Consider the following 15,146-nt stretch of genomic DNA (forward strand, 5'->3'; position numbering starts at 1 on the left):
CCCCCGGGGGCCGGTCGGCCCCTACGGCCGCCGGTCCGCCCGGGCGGCATGGGTGAGGACCGCTTCGGCCAGTCGCGGGAGCCGGGCCCGCGGGAGGGCGTGGCCCATGCCGGGCATCTCGACGAGGCGGGAGCAGGCGATCGTCCGGGCGAGGTGGCGGGCGTGCGCCGGGGGGAACACGGGTTCCGCGTCGGCGGAGGTGATCAGCGTGGGCACCTCGTTGCGGGCCAGCTGCTCGGTGCGGTCCATGCCGGCATGGTCGGCGCGCCCGTGGGTCATGGGGGCGTCGTACCGGCCCGCGTGCGCGATGATCCGGCGTTCCAGCGCGCGGAACTCCTCGGGGTCGAAGGGCGTGCCGGTGCCGTTGAGGGCCCGCCAGTGCCCGACCCTGCGGTCGAGTTCCGCTTCGAGGCCGCGGTCCTCCCAGGGGGTCGCCCAGATGCCGAGGATCTCCGGGTCGATGCCCGGCAGCTCCTCGTCGGGGGCGCGGCTGCTCAGCGCGCAGGTTCCGATCAGGGTGGCGCTGATGACCCGTTCGGGGTGGTCGGCCATGAGCAGCTGGGTCAGCATGCCGCCCAGGGACATGCCGACCACATGGGCACGGTCCACCCCGTGGGCGTCGAGGACGGCGACGATGTCCTCGGCCAGGTCGAGGACGCGGTAGGGGTGCGCGTCGAAGGACCAGCTGGAGCGCCCGGTGTCGCGGTGGTCGTACCGGATGACGCGGTACTGCCGCGCGAGTGCCGCGACCAGTTCGTCGGGCCACCCCAGGCCCGAGGCGCCGGCCCCCATGACCAGCAGCAGGGCCGGGTTCCGGGGATCGCCGTGCTCCTGCGCCCACAGCCGCACCTCGGCGCTGACGGGGATCGTTCGCTGCTTCACGGGCCCTCCTTGGAGACGAGACGTTCCGTCTTATTGTTTCGGTGATCAGTGTGCCGGAGGTGCGGAAGTGCGTCAATACGAGACGTCGCGTCTTGTCGCGGGGGCTGCCGGAAACGGGCGCCGCCCCAGCCGCGCTCCGTCAGCGGACCCCTTGCGGACCGGACGGGTCCGACGGCGGGGGCGGATACAGCACCCAGCGCAGCGCGCGCGTCACGGCATGACCACCGGCGCGGGCCACCGGCGCCGGGACCCGCGCGGCCACGGGCACCGGAGCGGACGTGACGGCCTGCCTCGCCCAGGACGGCAGCAGCTCCACGGCCGCCGCCGCCAGCAGTGCGTACGGCACCCGGGCGGCTCCCGGCAGCGGGGGATCGGTCAGCAGGAACCGGGCGGTGTCCCGGGAGGCCGCCGTCGGCCGCAGCGAGGGCCGGTACTCGGCCATCCGCAGCGCCAGCTCCCGCTCGTCCTCCGGGGGCCGTTCCGCGCCCAGGGCCCGGGCCACCCGCGCGGTGTCGGCGAGGTACCCGTCCCGGCCCGAGGGGTCCAGCGGGTGCCGGCCGTACCGCTGGTGTGCCCTCAGGAAGCAGTACGCCTCGGCGATGTGCACCCAGGTCAGCAGCCGCGGGTCGTCCGCCCGGTACGGCACCCCCTCGGCCGTCCGGCCCCGGATCCGCGCGTGCACCTCCCGGACGTGCTCCACGGCCGCCGCCGCGTCGGCACTCGTACCGAAGGTGGTGACCGCCAGGAAGGTGCTGGTGCGCTGCAGCCGCCCCCACGGATCACCCCGGTACCCCGAGTGCGCCGCCACGGCCGCCATCGCCAGCGGGTGCAGGGACTGGAGCAGCAGGGCCGCCAGACCGCCGACGAACATCGACGCGTCCCCGTGCACCCGGCGCACCGGCCGCCCCGGCTCGAACCACCGGGGCCCGGGGGTGCCGTGGATCCGCTCGCGGTTGCGCGCGCCGTCCGGTCCGGCGACGCGCAGGAACACCGCCTCGCCGGCTTGCCGCCGCAGCTTCCGTACGGCGGCCGTCGCCCCGGTCATGGGGCCAGTATGCGCCCGGCCGGGTCGGTCGCGGCGTTCTGGGTAAGCGCGCGGCATGGAAGCCAAAGAGACCACCCCGCTGCGCGCCGTCGCGCTGGTGTGCACGCTGACGCCGTCCCCCGCCCCCTCGAGCTCGCACCTGCTGGCGGAACAGACCATGGCCGCCCTCGCGGACCACGGCGTCACGGGCAAGACCATCCGCGTCGTCGACCACGACGTCCGCCCCGGGGTACGGACCGACATGGGGGACGGCGACGCGTGGCCCGAGATCCGCGAGACGATCCTCGGCACCGACATCCTGATCCTCTCCACGCCGATCTGGCTCGGCCATCCCGCGAGCGTCGCCCAGCGCGTCCTGGAACGCCTCGACGCCGAACTGGGGGAGAGCGACGAGGAGGGCCGCCCCCTCACCTACGGCAAGGTCGCCGGCGTCTGCGTCGTCGGCAACGAGGACGGCGCCCACAAGGTCAGCGCCGACCTCTTCCAGGGGCTGAACGACGTCGGCTTCACCCTCCCGGCGAACGCCGTCACGTACTGGGTCGGCGAGGCCATGCAGGGCACCGACTACCAGGATCTCGGCGAAACGCCGAAGAAGACCGCGGCCACCACCGCCACGCTGGCCGCCAACACCGCCCACCTCGCGCGGCGCCTCAAGTACGCCCCCTACCCCGCCACCTGACCGGCGCGGCCGCGAGCCGGGGCCGGGGCGTCGGGCGGCGCCTCCGCCCCGGCCCGGCCCGGCGGCCCGGACGGGGCCGGCCCCCGACCTCAGGGGACGTACGACTCCAGCGTGCCGCGGCGGCGCACATCGAGCGTCGCGCAGTGGAACGAACCCCCGAACGGCGCGTAGTGCCGCAGGTCGCACGGGATCGGCTCGTAGCCCCAGGCCTCCAGCGCCCTGAGCATGCCGGTCTGCCGGCGCTCCACGACCACCCGCTTCTCGTCGATCATCAGGACGTTCATGCTGAGCCACTTGCCGCACATCGACGTGAGCCTGAGCAGCGCCCCCTCGACCGGCTCCGGTTCCGGCGCCACCAGCACCTCCCAGGAACGCAGCACCTCGGGCAGGCGGTCCACGTCGACGTACTCGGGATTGACCAGGACCCGGCCGGGCGAGAGCGGCATGAACGTGGTGTCGATGTGCATGGGCGTCCGGCAGCGGCTCTCGATCTCGTGGATCCGGTAGCCCGGTCCGAGATGGCGGCGCAGCCACTCGATCCCCATGCGGTTGGTGACGTTGCTCCGCGTCACGAACAGGTCGCGCCCCGCCCGTACGAAGTCGGCGGCGTCGAAGACCGGTTCGAACTCCGTGAGGACGTAGCGCATGGGCGCGCCGTCCTCGGGGACGCGGTAGTCCGGGTCGTACAGGGCCTCGGTGAGCTGCGGCCTCGGGGCCGCCGTCCACCGGGCGCCGCGCCGGAAGTAGTCCTTCAGGACGGTGCGGTAGGCGTGCGACTCGAAGTACCGGCACGGCCAGGCCATCGGGGTCTCGATGATCTCGTCACCGACGACGAGCATGCTGTCCCGGGGGCAGCTGTGGCAGAAGCCGCGCGAGGACCAGTCGGGGGTGGCGAACCGCCGCGAGTGGTCCACCGGGTCCGGGCGGGTGACCGTGACCCCCAGCGACTGGAGGAGGGCGACGAAGTCCTCCAGTTCCTGCCGGGCCGACTCGACCAGCACGCGCGGGTACCTGCGGCCGGCCGCCAGCCCTTGCAGGCGCGCCGCCCACGGAGGGATGTTGCAGGCCACGACCGGATGGCGGGAGGGGAAGGTCGCGCCGTCGAGGCGCCCGACGATGATCTCCTCCAGGGGGTCCCACTCGTTGTGGGAACCGACCGGGGAGACCAGGGGCGCCTCGGTCGCCGTGGACCCGGCGGGTGGTTCCGGAAAGACTGCCGCCATGCTCACCGCCTTCGCTCGACGGGCTGCTCGGTGACCCACGATAGCGAGCGCGCCACCGTCACGCGCGGCCGCGCGTGACCCTGGGCGGGGGCGGTGCGCGGGACTACGCTCCCGGAATGGAACGCGCAGAGGTACTCAAGCGGGTGATCGGCATCCTCACCGACGCCCAGGACATCCGCCGGGCCGCCGAGGCGGGGGACTTCGCGGAGGACGACGACGCCCCGCCGGACACGGCGGGAGTGGCCACCCTGCTCCTCAACGAGATGCTGCCCTCCATCCGGGTGCCCGCCGACGCCTCCCCCCAGGAGGTGGCGGCGCTGGTCGCCCGGGCGCTGGGCCCGGCCCTGCACACGATGGTCTCCGGGTTCAGCCTCGCCTTCACCAGCCTGGCGATGGCGCACGACAGCGGCCGGACGGACATCTCCTCGGTCGAGGTCCTCCAGGAACTCGCGCTGGAGATCGAGGCCGGTACGTACGACGAAGGCCCGTAGGGCGAGCCGCGGCCGCGCCGGCCCGGTCGGGGGCCGACGCGCCGCCGGCCCGCCCCCGGACCGTCAGCGCACTCCGCGGCCGTCAGCGGCGCCCGTGGCCGCCGTCCTCGCCGTGGCCGCCGTGGTCACCTCGCTCGCCGTGCCGTTTGTCCCCGCCGTGGTCGCCGCCCATCCTCCGCTCCTGCCGCCTCCTGAGGTCCTCGGGCGTCGCGCCCGCCACCGGCTTGCTGGCCTCCGGGTGCACCGGGTCGGGGCCGGGATGGTCCTGCGCCTGCTCCTCCCGGCCCTTCCGCGGCTCCCGACCCCGTTGCGCCGTGTCCTCCATGACTGCTCCCTCCTGGTTCGTCCCGTGGCCCTGCCCCTGCCCGCGCCTCCCGCGCCCATGCGGGGCGGAACGGCCCGATGTCCGTGCGACCGGCGCATTCGGGCTGTCGTGCGAGCGCTCCGTCGGGAGCGGGAAGCACCCCGGTGAAGTTCCCCAACTGGGCGCCTTCCGCGGGACCGTGCGGTCTAGCGTGGGTATCCGGTGATCAACACCGGACCCCGCGACACGCTGGGGGCCGGGCCCCACGTACCGAGGACGCCGATGTCCGCACTCCGCGCCGCCCGCCACGCCCCGTCGAGACACGCCGTGACGGGTCCGGGCCGTCAGATCCGCCCCCAGATCGTCCGCGCCGCCGTGCTGCCCACGCTCGCCGCCGGGCTCAGCGGGGCGGCCGCGGTCATGTTCACCCTCCACCTCGGCGGGGGCTCCGGCGGACGGGACGACCGGCTGTGGCCGGTGCTCGCGGGGTGCGCCCTGCTCGCCGTCGGCGCGCTCGCCGCCGCCCTCCTCGGGGCCCGGCGCGCCGCCACATCCGTCCGCGACCGCTGCGAGGCGCTGCGCCGCTCCAGCGTGCGGGGGCGCGAGGAGCTGCGGACCGCCGGCGAGCGGCTCCAGCGCGGCGAGGCGGTGGCCCGCCCCGCGCGCGGCGACCGGACCGGCACCCCGCCCCGGGACGACCAGGCCGCGGTGGACGAGTTCTGGCTCCTCGCGCAGGAGCTGCGGGTCGCGCGGGAGCAGGCGCGGGCGACCCTCGTACGGGTGGCCCTGCCGGCCCCTCCGACCGACAGCGACCGCAAGGTGGAGGTGTTCGTCAACCTCGCCCGCCGGCTCCAGTCGCTCGTACACCGCGAGATCACGCTGCTCGACGGGCTGGAGGACACCGTCGAGGACCCCGACCTGCTGAAGGAGCTCTTCCACGTCGACCACCTCGCCACCCGCATCCGCCGGCACGCCGAGAACCTCGCCGTGCTCGGCGGGGCCGCCTCCCGGCGCCAGTGGACCCGGCCCATCGACCTGAGCGAGGTGCTGCGCTCCTCGGTCGCCGAGGTCGAGCAGTACACGCGGGTCAAGGTGGTGCCCCCGGCGGGCGGCACCGTCCGGGGCCACGCCGTCGCCGACGTGGTGCACCTGCTGGCCGAACTGGTCGAGAACGCCACCGTGTTCTCCGCCCCCGACACGGACGTGGTGGTGCGGGCGGAGCGGGTCACCGCCGGGATCGCGGTCGAGGTGGAGGACCGCGGACTGGGCATGCCGGCGGAGGAGCAGCACCGGATGAACACGCTGCTGCGCGACCCCGACCAGGTGAGCGTCCGGCACCTGCTGGCCGACGGCCGGATCGGCCTGTTCGTGGTGTCGGCGCTGGCCCGGCGGCACGGGATCGCCGTCGAGCTGAAGTCCAACATCTACGGCGGGGTGCTCGCCGTACTGGTGCTGCCCCAGAGCCTGCTGGGCGCGGAGCCCCCGGACGCCGCCGACGCGGCGGGCGGTTCGCGCGCCACCTCGTGGGGCACCGTCTCCTGGCCCGCCCCCGCCCCCGCCCCGGCCCCCGCTCCCGCCCCCGCCCAGGCCCCCGTTCCCGCCGCGAGCCCTGCTCCCGCTCTCCCCGAGACCCCGGTCCCGGCGGCAGCCCCCGTCCGCCCCGCGAACCTGTCGGCCGCGCCGGCCCGGGCGTCGGACGCGGACCCGCCCTCGCCTCCGGTCCCCGACGGCGGCCCGGTCCCGGACCGGCGTCACGCGGGGGACCCGGCCCAGGCCGCTGCCCGGGCGTCGGACGCGGGCCCCGCCCCGGCCCCCGGCACCCACCCGGAGGCGGGCCCTGCCGCGACGCGGGGGCCGCTCGAAGTCCGGGGCCCGGAGCCCGGCCACGCCCCCTGGGAGACCCCGGAGCCGGCCCCGCCCCCGGGACTCGAACCCGTCAGGCGGCCCGGCCCGGGAGGTCACCCGGCGGCCGCCCGGCCGGCGGAACCGCGGCCGGGGCCCGCCCCCGCCGGGACACCGGCCCCCGCCCCCCTGCCGCGCCGCATCCCGCACCAGACCCCCGCCCCCGAGACGGCCCGGCCGTCCCTGCCCCGGCGCGACGCCCAGCAGCACCTCGCGCCCCAGTTGCGCGACGCCCCCGCCCCCCGGCGGACCGACGCGACCGAACGACCCGTGCACGACCCCGGCCTGATGGCGGCCTTCCAGCGGGGCTTCGGCCTCGCCCAGTCGGACCAACAGGCATGAACCCCAGCAAGGAGCACACCCCCATGGCCGGCGAACTGGCGACCAGGACAAGCAGCCTCTCCGATCTCGACTGGCTGCTCAGCGGTCTCGTCCAACGGGTGCCGTACACCCGTAGCGCGGTCCTCCTCACCGCCGACGGACTCGTCACCTGCGTCCACGGCATGGACTCCGACAGCGCCGACCACATGGCCGCCCTCGCCTGCGGCCTGTACTCCCTGGGACGCAGCGCCGGAGCCCGCTTCGGGGACGGCGCCGAGGTCCGGCAGGTGGTCGTGGAACTCGACACGGCGCTCGTCTTCGTCTCGGCGGCCGGCTCCGGCACCTGCCTGGCCGTGCTCGCGGACCGGGAGGCCGACGCCGGCGTGCTCGGCTACGAGATGGCGATGCTGGTCAAGAGCGTACGGCCGTACCTCGCCGCTCCGCCGCGCCGGCCCGTCGCCGACACGGAGCGATGAGGGCCTGGGCGAGGGGGGCCGGCGGTTACCCGGTCGGCGGTTACCCGGTCGGCGGTTTCCCGGTCGGCGGTTTCCCCACGGCCCGGGACACCCCCTGGCTGGACGATTCCGCGGGCCGCGTGATGCGCCCGTACACGGCGAGCGGCGGCCGCACCCGCCCCTCCGTCACCCTCGACCTGCTGTCCGTGATGACCGCGACCGGCGTCCGCCCCGGGGTCCCGCTCGGCACCGAGCACACCCTCGCCCTGCGCCTGTGCGCGGGCGCGGCGGCGGTGACGGTGGCCGAGGTGGCCGGCCAGCTGCGGCTCCCGGCCGTGGTGGTGAAGGTGCTGCTGTCCGACCTGATGGAGTACGGGGCCGTCATGGCACAGGCGCCCCGGTTCCCCCGCGGCGGCGGCTCGTTCGCCGCCGACGACCTGTCGCTGCTGAGGGCGGTGCTCGATGGCCTGCGCCGACGGCTGTGAGACGGAGGCCCCGGCTCTGCCCCCGACCTTGAAGATCCTGGTCGCGGGCGGGTTCGGGGCCGGGAAGACCACGTTCGTGGGCGCGGTGAGCGAGATCGAGCCGCTGTGCACGGAGGAGCTGCTGAGCGGCCTGGGCGAGGGCTCCGGCCGGCTCGACGGGCCGGCCGCGAAGACGGCCACGACGGTCGCGCTGGACTTCGGGCGCATCACCCTCGACGACCGGCACGTCCTGTACCTCTTCGGCACCCCCGGGCAGGAGCGCTTCTGGTTCCTGTGGGAGGAGCTGTGCGCGGGGGCGCTCGGCGCGGTGGTCCTCGCCGACACCCGCCGCCTCGCCGACTGCTTCCCCGCCGTGGACTTCTTCGAACGCCGCGGGATCGGCTTCATCGTCGCCGTCAACGAGTTCGACGGAAGCCACCGCTACACCACCGAGGAGGTCCGCGAGGCCGTGGGGCTCGGCCCGGACGTGCCCGTCGTGCGCTGCGACGCCCGGCTGACCCGCTCCGGTACGGGGGCCCTGGCCGCCCTCGTCCACCACCTGCTGTCCACGGCCCGGCAGGGCCGCCCACCACATACCGATCCGGGGGAACCACCATGACCTACTACGAGTCGACCGGCCACCTGCTGCTCACCCCGGTGGACCGGGAGGCACCCGCGCGGGCCGTACGGCTGCGCGAGATGGACCTCGGCGAGCGGGCCGACGAGGAACTCGACGCCTTTGCGCGCCGGGTCGCCCGGACGCTGGAGGCCCCCTACGCGGGAGTCAACTTCGTCGGCGAGGAACGGCAGTTCTTCGCGGGCCTGCACCACGCGCCGGACGCCGCGGCGAGCGGCTACCCCGCCCGGGCGCTGCCCCGGGACCACGGCTACTGCCCGCACGTGGTGGTCCGGCGCAGGGCCCTGGTCCTGGAGGACGTACGCGACTTCGCGCGCTTCGCCGGCAACGCCGTCGTCGACGAGAGCGGGGTGCGCTCCTACCTCGGAGCGCCCCTCACCGACCGGCGCGGCTTCGTCCTCGGCACGGTGTGCGCGGTGGACGTGGTGCCGAGGCGGTGGGGGACGCAGGGCCTCACGACGGTCAAGGCGCTGGCCGCCGAGCTGGCGGAGCTGCTGCGGCGCCGGGAGGACCGCCGCGCGTGAGGCGCCCCCGGCGGCCCGCCGCGCTCACCGCAGGAAGGCGGTGATCCGCTGCCGCAGGGAGCCGGCGTCCAGGCCGTGGGCGGCGGTGTGCTCGTCCACGGTCCCGTAGCGGCGCAGCTCCGCCCGCCCGACGCCCAGGGCGAGCACCCGGTGCGGGACCTCGGCCAGGGCCTGCCCCGCGGCCGCCGCCGAGGTGCCGGCGAGGTACGGCTCGACCAGCACCACGTCGGCCGCGGCCCGCCCGGCGGCGGCGCGCAGGGCCGCGTCGTCGAAGGGGCGCACGGTGGCCGCGTACAGGACCGTGACGTCCAGGCCCCCGGTCGCCGCGAGGACGTTGTCGAGCAGCGGGCCGACGGCGAGCACCACGCCCGCGCGGCCCTCCCGTACGGTTTGGAAGCGCGGGTCGCCGACGGAGCGCGGCGCGCCGTTCGACTGCTGGGAGAGCCGGACGTACACCCGGTCGTCCCCGGCGGCGTACGCGTCCCGCAGCAGCGCCTCGGCCTCGTCGGGATGGCCGGGCACGTGGACCGTCCAGCCGTCGAGGGTGTCCAGCAGCGCCACGTCGCCGGGTGCCATGTGGGTGAACCCGCCGGCCGGCCAGTCGTGGCTGGCGCCGGCACTGACCAGGACCCCGCCCGTGCCCTGGTGCCCGAAGTCCAGCTTGACCTGCTCGAACGGCCGCTCGACGAGGAAGCCGGCGAAGGTGTGCAGCACGGGGCGCATCCCCGTGAGGGCGAGCCCGCCGCCCACGCCGACGAGCAGCTGTTCGCGGATCCCGACGTTGATCACCCGGTCCGGGTGGCGTTCCAGGGCGGGCCGGAACCCGTCCACGGAGATGTCGGCGAGCACGAGGGCCAGCCGGGGGTCCTCGTCGAGCAGCCGCGACGTGACCGAGATGAACCGCTCCCGCATGGTGTCCATGCCGTTCCCCCTTCAGGACTTCTTCTCGACGCGGGCGACCACGGCGTGCGGCCGGCCCGGATGCGGTGCGGTGAAGGCGGCGTGCAGCGCCGCGTGGTCCCGTCCGTCCACGGTGACGGCGCTCCAGCCGGCCGCCTCGAAGCGGGAGGCGATCCCGCCGGGCCAGCCGTGGGTGGCGGAGTCGTTGTCGATCACCACGGTGTGCAGTGCCCCCAGCCCGGCCGAGCCGGCGTGGGCGATGGCCTCGTGGTTGCTGCCCTCGTCGAGTTCCGCGTCCCCGGTCAGCACCCACACGGCGGCCTCGTCCAGCCCCTGGGCGCGCAGCCCGAGCGCGCTGCCGACGGCGAGCGGCAGGCCGTGCCCGAGGGAGCCGCTGCCGATCTCCACGCCGGGGATCAGGGTGCGGTCGGGATGGTGGCCGAGGGGGGAATCGTACGTGCCGAAGCCGGGCAGCCAGTCGACGGGGAAGAACCCCTTGGCGGCGAGCACGGCGTAGTAGGCCATCGGGCCGTGCCCCTTGGACAGCAGGAACCGGTCCCGCCCGGCGTCCTGGGCGCTGCGGGGACCGACGCGCAGGACGCGGTCGTACAGCACCCACAGCACGTCGAGCGTGGAGGTGGCGGCGGGCCCGTGCTTCTCGGCCCCGGTCATGAGCGCGATCAGCCGGTCCAGATCGTCGTAGCGGAGCCCGGTGTCCGCGGATACCCGTGTCATGCGGGCAACGATCGGACCTCAAGCATGCTCGAGGTCAAGCCCCGGCCCGCCCGCACCCCGCCCGGCGTCGGCGCCGGAAAGGTGCGCGCGACCACCCCTCGAAGTGCGGTATTGTTCTCGTGCCGGTCGGGCCGGGGGGAAACCCCAGGTCAACGGGCATCGGGACGTGGCGCAGCTTGGTAGCGCACTTGACTGGGGGTCAAGGGGTCGCAGGTTCAAATCCTGTCGTCCCGACTCGAAAGAGTCGCAGATCAGGGGCCGTTTCGGAGCAATCCGAAACGGCCCCTTGATCGTTTTCTGGACCTGCCGGGGCCGGGACGGCCCGTGCGGGCGGGTCGGCTTTGGTCCGACCGGCTGGATGTTCCGGTGGTTCGTGCCCGGGTGCTCCGTGGTGCGGCGGGGGCGGAGGTATGAAGGGAATCGAACAAAATCGGATGGAAGTTCGCCATCCGGTCATTCCCGAACACCGACCTCAGGAGACGCACGATGCGCCCCATCAGAGCGGCCTGCCTCGGCACGGCCACGCTGGTCACCCTCCTCGCCTGCACCCCCGTCGCGGCCGCCGCGACGGACACCGGTTCCGCCCAGGACAGGGACAAGGACCGGACCATCACCCTCCTGGCCGAGGTGCAGCAGCTGAGCCGCTTCCCCGTCACCCCCGGCAGCGTCTCGCAGGGCGATGAAGTCGTCGTCCGCTCGGTCCTCTTCGACGAGGACCACAACAGGGTCGGCGAGACCCACGGCACCTGCACCACCACCCGGGGCGGCGCCGACGAAGCGGAGCAGTGCCTCGTGACCTACGTCCTGCCGGGCGGCCAGCTCACCACGCAGGGGGTGTACTTCAACTACCTCGACCAGGGTCCCTTCGACAGCGCGATCACCGGCGGCACCGGGGAGTACAAGAAGGCCCGCGGCTGGGTCCACTCCGACACGATCGCCACCACCCCCCAGGTCGTGAGGCGCTTCACGATCCACCTCGTCTGACGGACCCCGACGTCCGCCTGACCCCCACTCCCGCGCCCGCGGCCCGGACCCGCCCGCCCGACCGTGCGCAGCGGAGCGCCGGTCGCGATCACCGTGCGGTCGGTGTCGGCGGGAAACGCGCAGGGGCCGTTCCGGAGCGATCCGGAACGGCCCCTTGCTCGTTTTCCGGGACCTGTCGGGCCGGCCGGGCGGCCGGCGAAATTTTTAGGTACCGATACGGATTGTCTCGTTCCCCCTGCTCGGACGATGCTGTGGGGAGTTCGACGGCGGCTCGTCCGTAGGCACACCCCGGCCGCCCGCTCGAACGCGGCCGGATGTGCCACGGAGCCTCCCCCAGGGGAGTGGCCGTCGAGCGTGGGCATGGCCGCAGGGGTCTCGCGGTCGTGCCCGCCCCACGCTGCGGGGACCGCGGGCACGGGCCGGACGGTCGTGGGGCCCAAGGGTACGGATCCGGGTCGCGGTGGCTTCGCCAGGCCGCCGCGGCCTGGTTTCGTCCTGCCCCGAAGGCGGGGGTCGCTCCGTGGTTGCCGGGCCGGCGTGGTCCGGACAGTCGTCGAGGAGGAATCTGCATGAGTTCCCACGCTGTGGGTCTGCGCGCGGTGGCCGCAGGATGCGCGAGTGTTGCCCTGCTGGTCGGGGCGGGTACGGCAGTGAGCGTGGCCCCCACCTCCCTCGATGAGGGGGTGATCGTCGGCGCCGGGCGCGCCGACGTGGTGAGGGACTCCTGCATCGTCACCCTGAACGCGTCGGTCGGACGCGGTGAGGTCGAGCGGCACGCCCGCGACCTGGTGGAGGCGCACGGCGGCGCGCTGGGTCACGTGTACACCGACGCGCTGCGCGGCTTCTCCGTCCGTCTGCCGGAGGCCGCCGCCAAGCGTCTCGCCGCGAACCCGGCGGTGACCCGGGTCGAGGCCGACGGCATGGCGCGCGCCGCGGAGACGCAGCCCGGTCCGACCTGGGGTCTGGACCGCGTCGACCAGCGGGACCTGCCGCTGGACGGGAAGTACGCCTCCCCGGGTACCGCCGCGAACGTGACCGCGTACGTCGTGGACACGGGCATCCGCCTCACCCATCAGGACTTCGGCGGCCGGGCGGTCAGCGGCTACGACTTCGTCGACAACGACCCCAACGACTCCAACGACTCCGACGCCTTCGGCTGCAGCGGCCACGGCACCCACGTCGCCGGAACGGCCGGCGGCAGCGCCTACGGGGTCGCGAAGGGCGCGAAGCCGGTCGCCGTACGGGTGCGGGACCGCGGTGGGTCCGCTCCGTGGTCGACCGTCATCAGAGGGGTCGACGTGTTCGCCCCGGGCGTGAACATCACCTCGGCCTCCTGCTCCGGCGACACGGCGACAGCGGTGAAGAGCGGCACGTCCATGGCCTCCCCGCACGTGGCCGGCGCGGCCGCCCTGGTCCTCGCGGCGAACCCGTCCTGGCCGACGGCGCGGGTCCGCGACGAGCTCGGGGCCGACGCCACCCCCGACGAGGTCACCGACGCCAGGGCCGGATCCCCGAACAAGCTGCTCCGCGTCGGCAACGGTGGCACGACTCCGCCGCCGAGCGGCGCCTCCGGGGTCGGCGGCAACGCGCCGGCGGCCCTGACGGTGACCTGGAACCTGCGCGTTGCCGACAACGCCAAGGACGACACCGGCTCCATCAACGCCTGGTCCCTCAAGTTCTGACCCCGTCGGCCCGCCGGGCCATTCCGCCCGGCGGGTCCTGACCGCAGATCCTTACGCATCACGGTTCTATCACCAAAGAATCTTCGACTAGATTTTCCATTGGACCTACGATTTCCTGTTACCGGGTAGTAGGGCCCCCGCACCACTTTTGAGGAGCAGCGCGATGAGCGCCAGGCGTACGAAGAAGCCGGCACCGGACCGGAAGGGCAAGGGGCGGCACAGCAGGACGATGAGCGCGGGCCGCATCACCGCCGCCTGCGCGGTCGCGGCGCTCGCGACGACGGCGGTCGTGTGGGTGCAGAGCGACGAGCAGGCGGCGCAGGCCACACCGCCGGGCACGGCCAAGGTGCCCTCGCTGGAGCTGGTCAACGGCAAGCTGTCCTACACGCCGGACGCGTCCGGGAACCGCATCCCCGACTTCTCTTCGGCCGGCTACAAGGGCGGCGGTGTCGCCCTGCCCGCCGCCGCGGTCGTCATACGCGTCGACGAGCGCGCCGGCGACGGTGACGACACCCCCCGCATCCAGGACGCCGTCAACGCGGCCGCGAAGAAGGCCAAGACCGCCGGCGGGCCCGTGGCGGTCCTCCTGGGCCCGGGCCGGTTCCGGGTCACGGCCTCCCTGAAGCTGGCGGACGGAGTCGTCCTGCGCGGCTCCGGCACCGACGTCGGCAAGGGAGGGACCCTGCTCGAGGCCAAGGGCGTGCCCGGATCGCTGATCACCATCGGCGGGGACGCTGACTACACCCGGACGGGGCAGCGGGTGGCGATCGCCGACGACGTGCCCGTCGGCGCCACCAAGGTCACCCTCCAGGACGCCTCCTCGTTCAAGGCGGGCGAGCGGATCGTGGTCCAGCGCCCGACCACACAGGAGTGGATCGACGCGATCGGCATGAACAAGATCCCCGGCGGGGAGTCCTGGACGCCGAACTCGGGCATCCTCGCGGTACGCACCGTGGTGGCCGTCTCCGGGAAGACCCTCACGCTGGACGCCCCGATCACCACCGCGATCGAGAACAAGTACGGCGGCGGCACCGCCTGGCACTACACCCTCGCCGGCCAGGTCACCGACGCGGGCGTGGAGAACCTGGCCGCGGACGCCAAGGCCTTCACCGAGGACCCCGACTACGGGCGGCCCGAGGACGGCAAGAACAAGGACGCCGGCGCCTTCGCCTCGCGCCTGGTGACGATCGGCGCCGCACGGGACGTGTGGGTCAAGGACGTGAAGCTGACCCGCTTCGGCTCCGGGTTCTACGTCAACGACAACGCCAGCCGGGTCACCATCGAGCGGGCCGCCGACCTGAACATGGCGGTCCCGGACGGGCTGGCCCCGCCGCCCGCGTTCATGGTCGGCGGGCAGCAGGTCCTGGTCCGTGACACCACCGTCACCGGCGACCGCGTCCACGCATGGACCACCCAGGCCTTCGCCGCCGGCCCCAACGTCTTCACCCGCTCCACCGCCACGTCCGTCACCGGTCACGGACAGGTCGACGCCGGCCCGCACATGCGCTGGGCCTCGGGCACCCTGTACGACCAGCTGACCATCAGCGGCGGCGACGGCGCGTTCATCGCCGCCAACGCCTGGGACGGCGGCACCGGCCACGGCTGGCAGGGCGCCAACAACATGTTCTGGAACACCAAGGCCGCGAAGTACGCCATCCTGACGCCGCCCACCGCCAACAACTGGGCCTACGGAATCACCGGCAAGCAGGTCCCCGGCAAGCACGACAAGGAACTCCCCACCCCACCCGCACTCGGGACCGTCGTCAGCCCCGGCAAGGCGGTGGCACCCGCCAGCCTCTACGACCAGCAGCTGTCGGAACGCCACTGACCCCACGGCACCGCCGTACGGGCCCCGCGGGGGCGGGCCCGTACGGCTCGTGGCAGAGCCCCCGCGCGGCGCATCCCCCCGCATCACCCC

The 15,146-nt window shown here is 74.4% G+C and carries 16 protein-coding genes and 1 tRNA gene; 11 read left to right on the forward strand and 6 right to left on the reverse strand.

The window, feature by feature from the left end:
- Nucleotides 1–21 precede the first annotated feature (21 nt).
- Complete coding sequence (locus ACZ514_RS01370) at nt 22–882, reverse strand: alpha/beta fold hydrolase (RefSeq protein ID WP_469123776.1); 861 nt, start codon at nt 880–882, stop codon at nt 22–24.
- Between the two features lie 139 nt (nt 883–1,021).
- A complete protein-coding gene (locus ACZ514_RS01375) occupies nt 1,022–1,927 on the reverse strand; it encodes an oxygenase MpaB family protein (RefSeq protein WP_469123777.1) in 906 nt (301 codons plus the stop codon).
- Nucleotides 1,928–1,982: 55 nt separating this feature from the next.
- On the opposite strand from ACZ514_RS01375, the gene ACZ514_RS01380 reads away from it, so the two are divergent.
- Nucleotides 1,983–2,606, forward strand: coding sequence for a flavodoxin family protein (locus tag ACZ514_RS01380; RefSeq protein WP_468174466.1), 624 nt, complete (start codon nt 1,983–1,985; stop codon nt 2,604–2,606).
- A gap of 89 nt (nt 2,607–2,695) precedes the next feature.
- Here the strand turns inward: ACZ514_RS01380 and ACZ514_RS01385 are convergent, their stop codons facing one another.
- Entirely contained in the window at nt 2,696–3,829 is a 1,134-nt protein-coding gene (locus ACZ514_RS01385; protein ID WP_469123778.1) for an amidinotransferase, read from the reverse strand.
- Between the two features lie 116 nt (nt 3,830–3,945).
- Here ACZ514_RS01385 and ACZ514_RS01390 point away from each other — a divergent pair, with 116 nt between their 5' ends.
- The gene (locus ACZ514_RS01390; protein ID WP_468174462.1) at nt 3,946–4,320 is read left to right on the forward strand and encodes a hypothetical protein; all 375 of its coding nucleotides are present in this window, start codon (nt 3,946–3,948) and stop codon (nt 4,318–4,320) included.
- 82 nt (nt 4,321–4,402) lie between these two features.
- On the opposite strand, the gene ACZ514_RS01395 is transcribed toward ACZ514_RS01390, so the two are convergent.
- Entirely contained in the window at nt 4,403–4,645 is a 243-nt protein-coding gene (locus ACZ514_RS01395) for a hypothetical protein (protein WP_468174460.1), read from the reverse strand.
- Between the two features lie 261 nt (nt 4,646–4,906).
- Between ACZ514_RS01395 and ACZ514_RS01400 the strand changes: the two genes are divergently transcribed.
- The 5 genes from ACZ514_RS01400 (at nt 4,907) to ACZ514_RS01420 (ending at nt 8,927) form a co-directional block, all read left to right on the forward strand.
- A complete protein-coding gene (locus ACZ514_RS01400; protein ID WP_469123779.1) occupies nt 4,907–6,868 on the forward strand; it encodes a sensor histidine kinase in 1,962 nt (653 codons plus the stop codon).
- Between the two features lie 23 nt (nt 6,869–6,891).
- Nucleotides 6,892–7,323 carry a roadblock/LC7 domain-containing protein gene (locus ACZ514_RS01405; RefSeq protein WP_468174548.1) on the forward strand — a complete coding sequence of 144 codons (432 nt, stop codon included), beginning with the start codon at nt 6,892–6,894 and terminating at the stop codon, nt 7,321–7,323.
- A gap of 122 nt (nt 7,324–7,445) precedes the next feature.
- Nucleotides 7,446–7,787, forward strand: coding sequence for a DUF742 domain-containing protein (locus ACZ514_RS01410; RefSeq protein WP_469124175.1), 342 nt, complete (start codon nt 7,446–7,448; stop codon nt 7,785–7,787).
- On the forward strand, nt 7,765–8,385 hold the full coding sequence (locus tag ACZ514_RS01415) for a GTP-binding protein (RefSeq protein ID WP_468697976.1): 621 nt from the start codon (nt 7,765–7,767) through the stop codon (nt 8,383–8,385). Before ACZ514_RS01410 ends, ACZ514_RS01415 begins: the two co-directional genes overlap by 23 nt.
- Nucleotides 8,382–8,927 (forward strand): GAF domain-containing protein, encoded by a 546-nt coding sequence (locus tag ACZ514_RS01420; protein WP_468174452.1) that lies wholly within the window; start codon nt 8,382–8,384, stop codon nt 8,925–8,927. The genes ACZ514_RS01415 and ACZ514_RS01420 overlap by 4 nt, the downstream gene beginning before the upstream one ends.
- Nucleotides 8,928–8,951: 24 nt before the next feature.
- On the opposite strand, the gene ACZ514_RS01425 is transcribed toward ACZ514_RS01420, so the two are convergent.
- Entirely contained in the window at nt 8,952–9,848 is an 897-nt protein-coding gene (locus ACZ514_RS01425) for a transketolase family protein (RefSeq protein ID WP_468697971.1), read from the reverse strand.
- A 12-nt stretch (nt 9,849–9,860) separates the two neighbouring features.
- A complete protein-coding gene (locus tag ACZ514_RS01430; RefSeq protein WP_469123780.1) occupies nt 9,861–10,562 on the reverse strand; it encodes a transketolase in 702 nt (233 codons plus the stop codon).
- Nucleotides 10,563–10,722: 160 nt separating this feature from the next.
- On the opposite strand from ACZ514_RS01430, the gene ACZ514_RS01435 reads away from it, so the two are divergent.
- From ACZ514_RS01435 to ACZ514_RS01450, 4 genes are all read left to right on the forward strand, one after another.
- Nucleotides 10,723–10,796: transfer RNA gene (locus ACZ514_RS01435), tRNA-Pro, on the forward strand.
- Between the two features lie 252 nt (nt 10,797–11,048).
- Complete coding sequence (locus ACZ514_RS01440) at nt 11,049–11,546, forward strand: allene oxide cyclase barrel-like domain-containing protein (RefSeq protein ID WP_468174446.1); 498 nt, start codon at nt 11,049–11,051, stop codon at nt 11,544–11,546.
- Between the two features lie 569 nt (nt 11,547–12,115).
- Nucleotides 12,116–13,228 (forward strand): S8 family serine peptidase, encoded by a 1,113-nt coding sequence (locus ACZ514_RS01445; RefSeq protein ID WP_469123781.1) that lies wholly within the window; start codon nt 12,116–12,118, stop codon nt 13,226–13,228.
- A gap of 163 nt (nt 13,229–13,391) precedes the next feature.
- Complete coding sequence (locus ACZ514_RS01450) at nt 13,392–15,056, forward strand: peptidoglycan-binding protein (RefSeq protein WP_469123782.1); 1,665 nt, start codon at nt 13,392–13,394, stop codon at nt 15,054–15,056.
- The last annotated feature ends 90 nt before the right edge of the window (nt 15,057–15,146 follow it).

The organism is Streptomyces sp. NPDC034086, assembly GCF_055575515.1.

Bases quoted from the DNA above. Each gene is read 5' to 3' on its own strand.
- ACZ514_RS01375 (WP_469123777.1), bottom strand. From the start codon at position 1,927: ATGACCGGGGCGACGGCCGCCGTACGGAAGCTGCGGCGGCAAGCCGGC.
- ACZ514_RS01380 (WP_468174466.1), top strand. From the start codon at position 1,983: ATGGAAGCCAAAGAGACCACCCCGCTGCGCGCCGTCGCGCTGGTGTGC.
- ACZ514_RS01385 (WP_469123778.1), bottom strand. From the start codon at position 3,829: ATGGCGGCAGTCTTTCCGGAACCACCCGCCGGGTCCACGGCGACCGAG.
- ACZ514_RS01390 (WP_468174462.1), top strand. From the start codon at position 3,946: ATGGAACGCGCAGAGGTACTCAAGCGGGTGATCGGCATCCTCACCGAC.
- ACZ514_RS01395 (WP_468174460.1), bottom strand. From the start codon at position 4,645: ATGGAGGACACGGCGCAACGGGGTCGGGAGCCGCGGAAGGGCCGGGAG.
- ACZ514_RS01400 (WP_469123779.1), top strand. From the start codon at position 4,907: ATGTCCGCACTCCGCGCCGCCCGCCACGCCCCGTCGAGACACGCCGTG.
- ACZ514_RS01405 (WP_468174548.1), top strand. From the start codon at position 6,892: ATGGCCGGCGAACTGGCGACCAGGACAAGCAGCCTCTCCGATCTCGAC.
- ACZ514_RS01410 (WP_469124175.1), top strand. From the start codon at position 7,446: ATGCGCCCGTACACGGCGAGCGGCGGCCGCACCCGCCCCTCCGTCACC.
- ACZ514_RS01415 (WP_468697976.1), top strand. From the start codon at position 7,765: ATGGCCTGCGCCGACGGCTGTGAGACGGAGGCCCCGGCTCTGCCCCCG.
- ACZ514_RS01420 (WP_468174452.1), top strand. From the start codon at position 8,382: ATGACCTACTACGAGTCGACCGGCCACCTGCTGCTCACCCCGGTGGAC.
- ACZ514_RS01425 (WP_468697971.1), bottom strand. From the start codon at position 9,848: ATGGACACCATGCGGGAGCGGTTCATCTCGGTCACGTCGCGGCTGCTC.
- ACZ514_RS01430 (WP_469123780.1), bottom strand. From the start codon at position 10,562: ATGACACGGGTATCCGCGGACACCGGGCTCCGCTACGACGATCTGGAC.
- ACZ514_RS01440 (WP_468174446.1), top strand. From the start codon at position 11,049: ATGCGCCCCATCAGAGCGGCCTGCCTCGGCACGGCCACGCTGGTCACC.
- ACZ514_RS01445 (WP_469123781.1), top strand. From the start codon at position 12,116: ATGAGTTCCCACGCTGTGGGTCTGCGCGCGGTGGCCGCAGGATGCGCG.
- ACZ514_RS01450 (WP_469123782.1), top strand. From the start codon at position 13,392: ATGAGCGCCAGGCGTACGAAGAAGCCGGCACCGGACCGGAAGGGCAAG.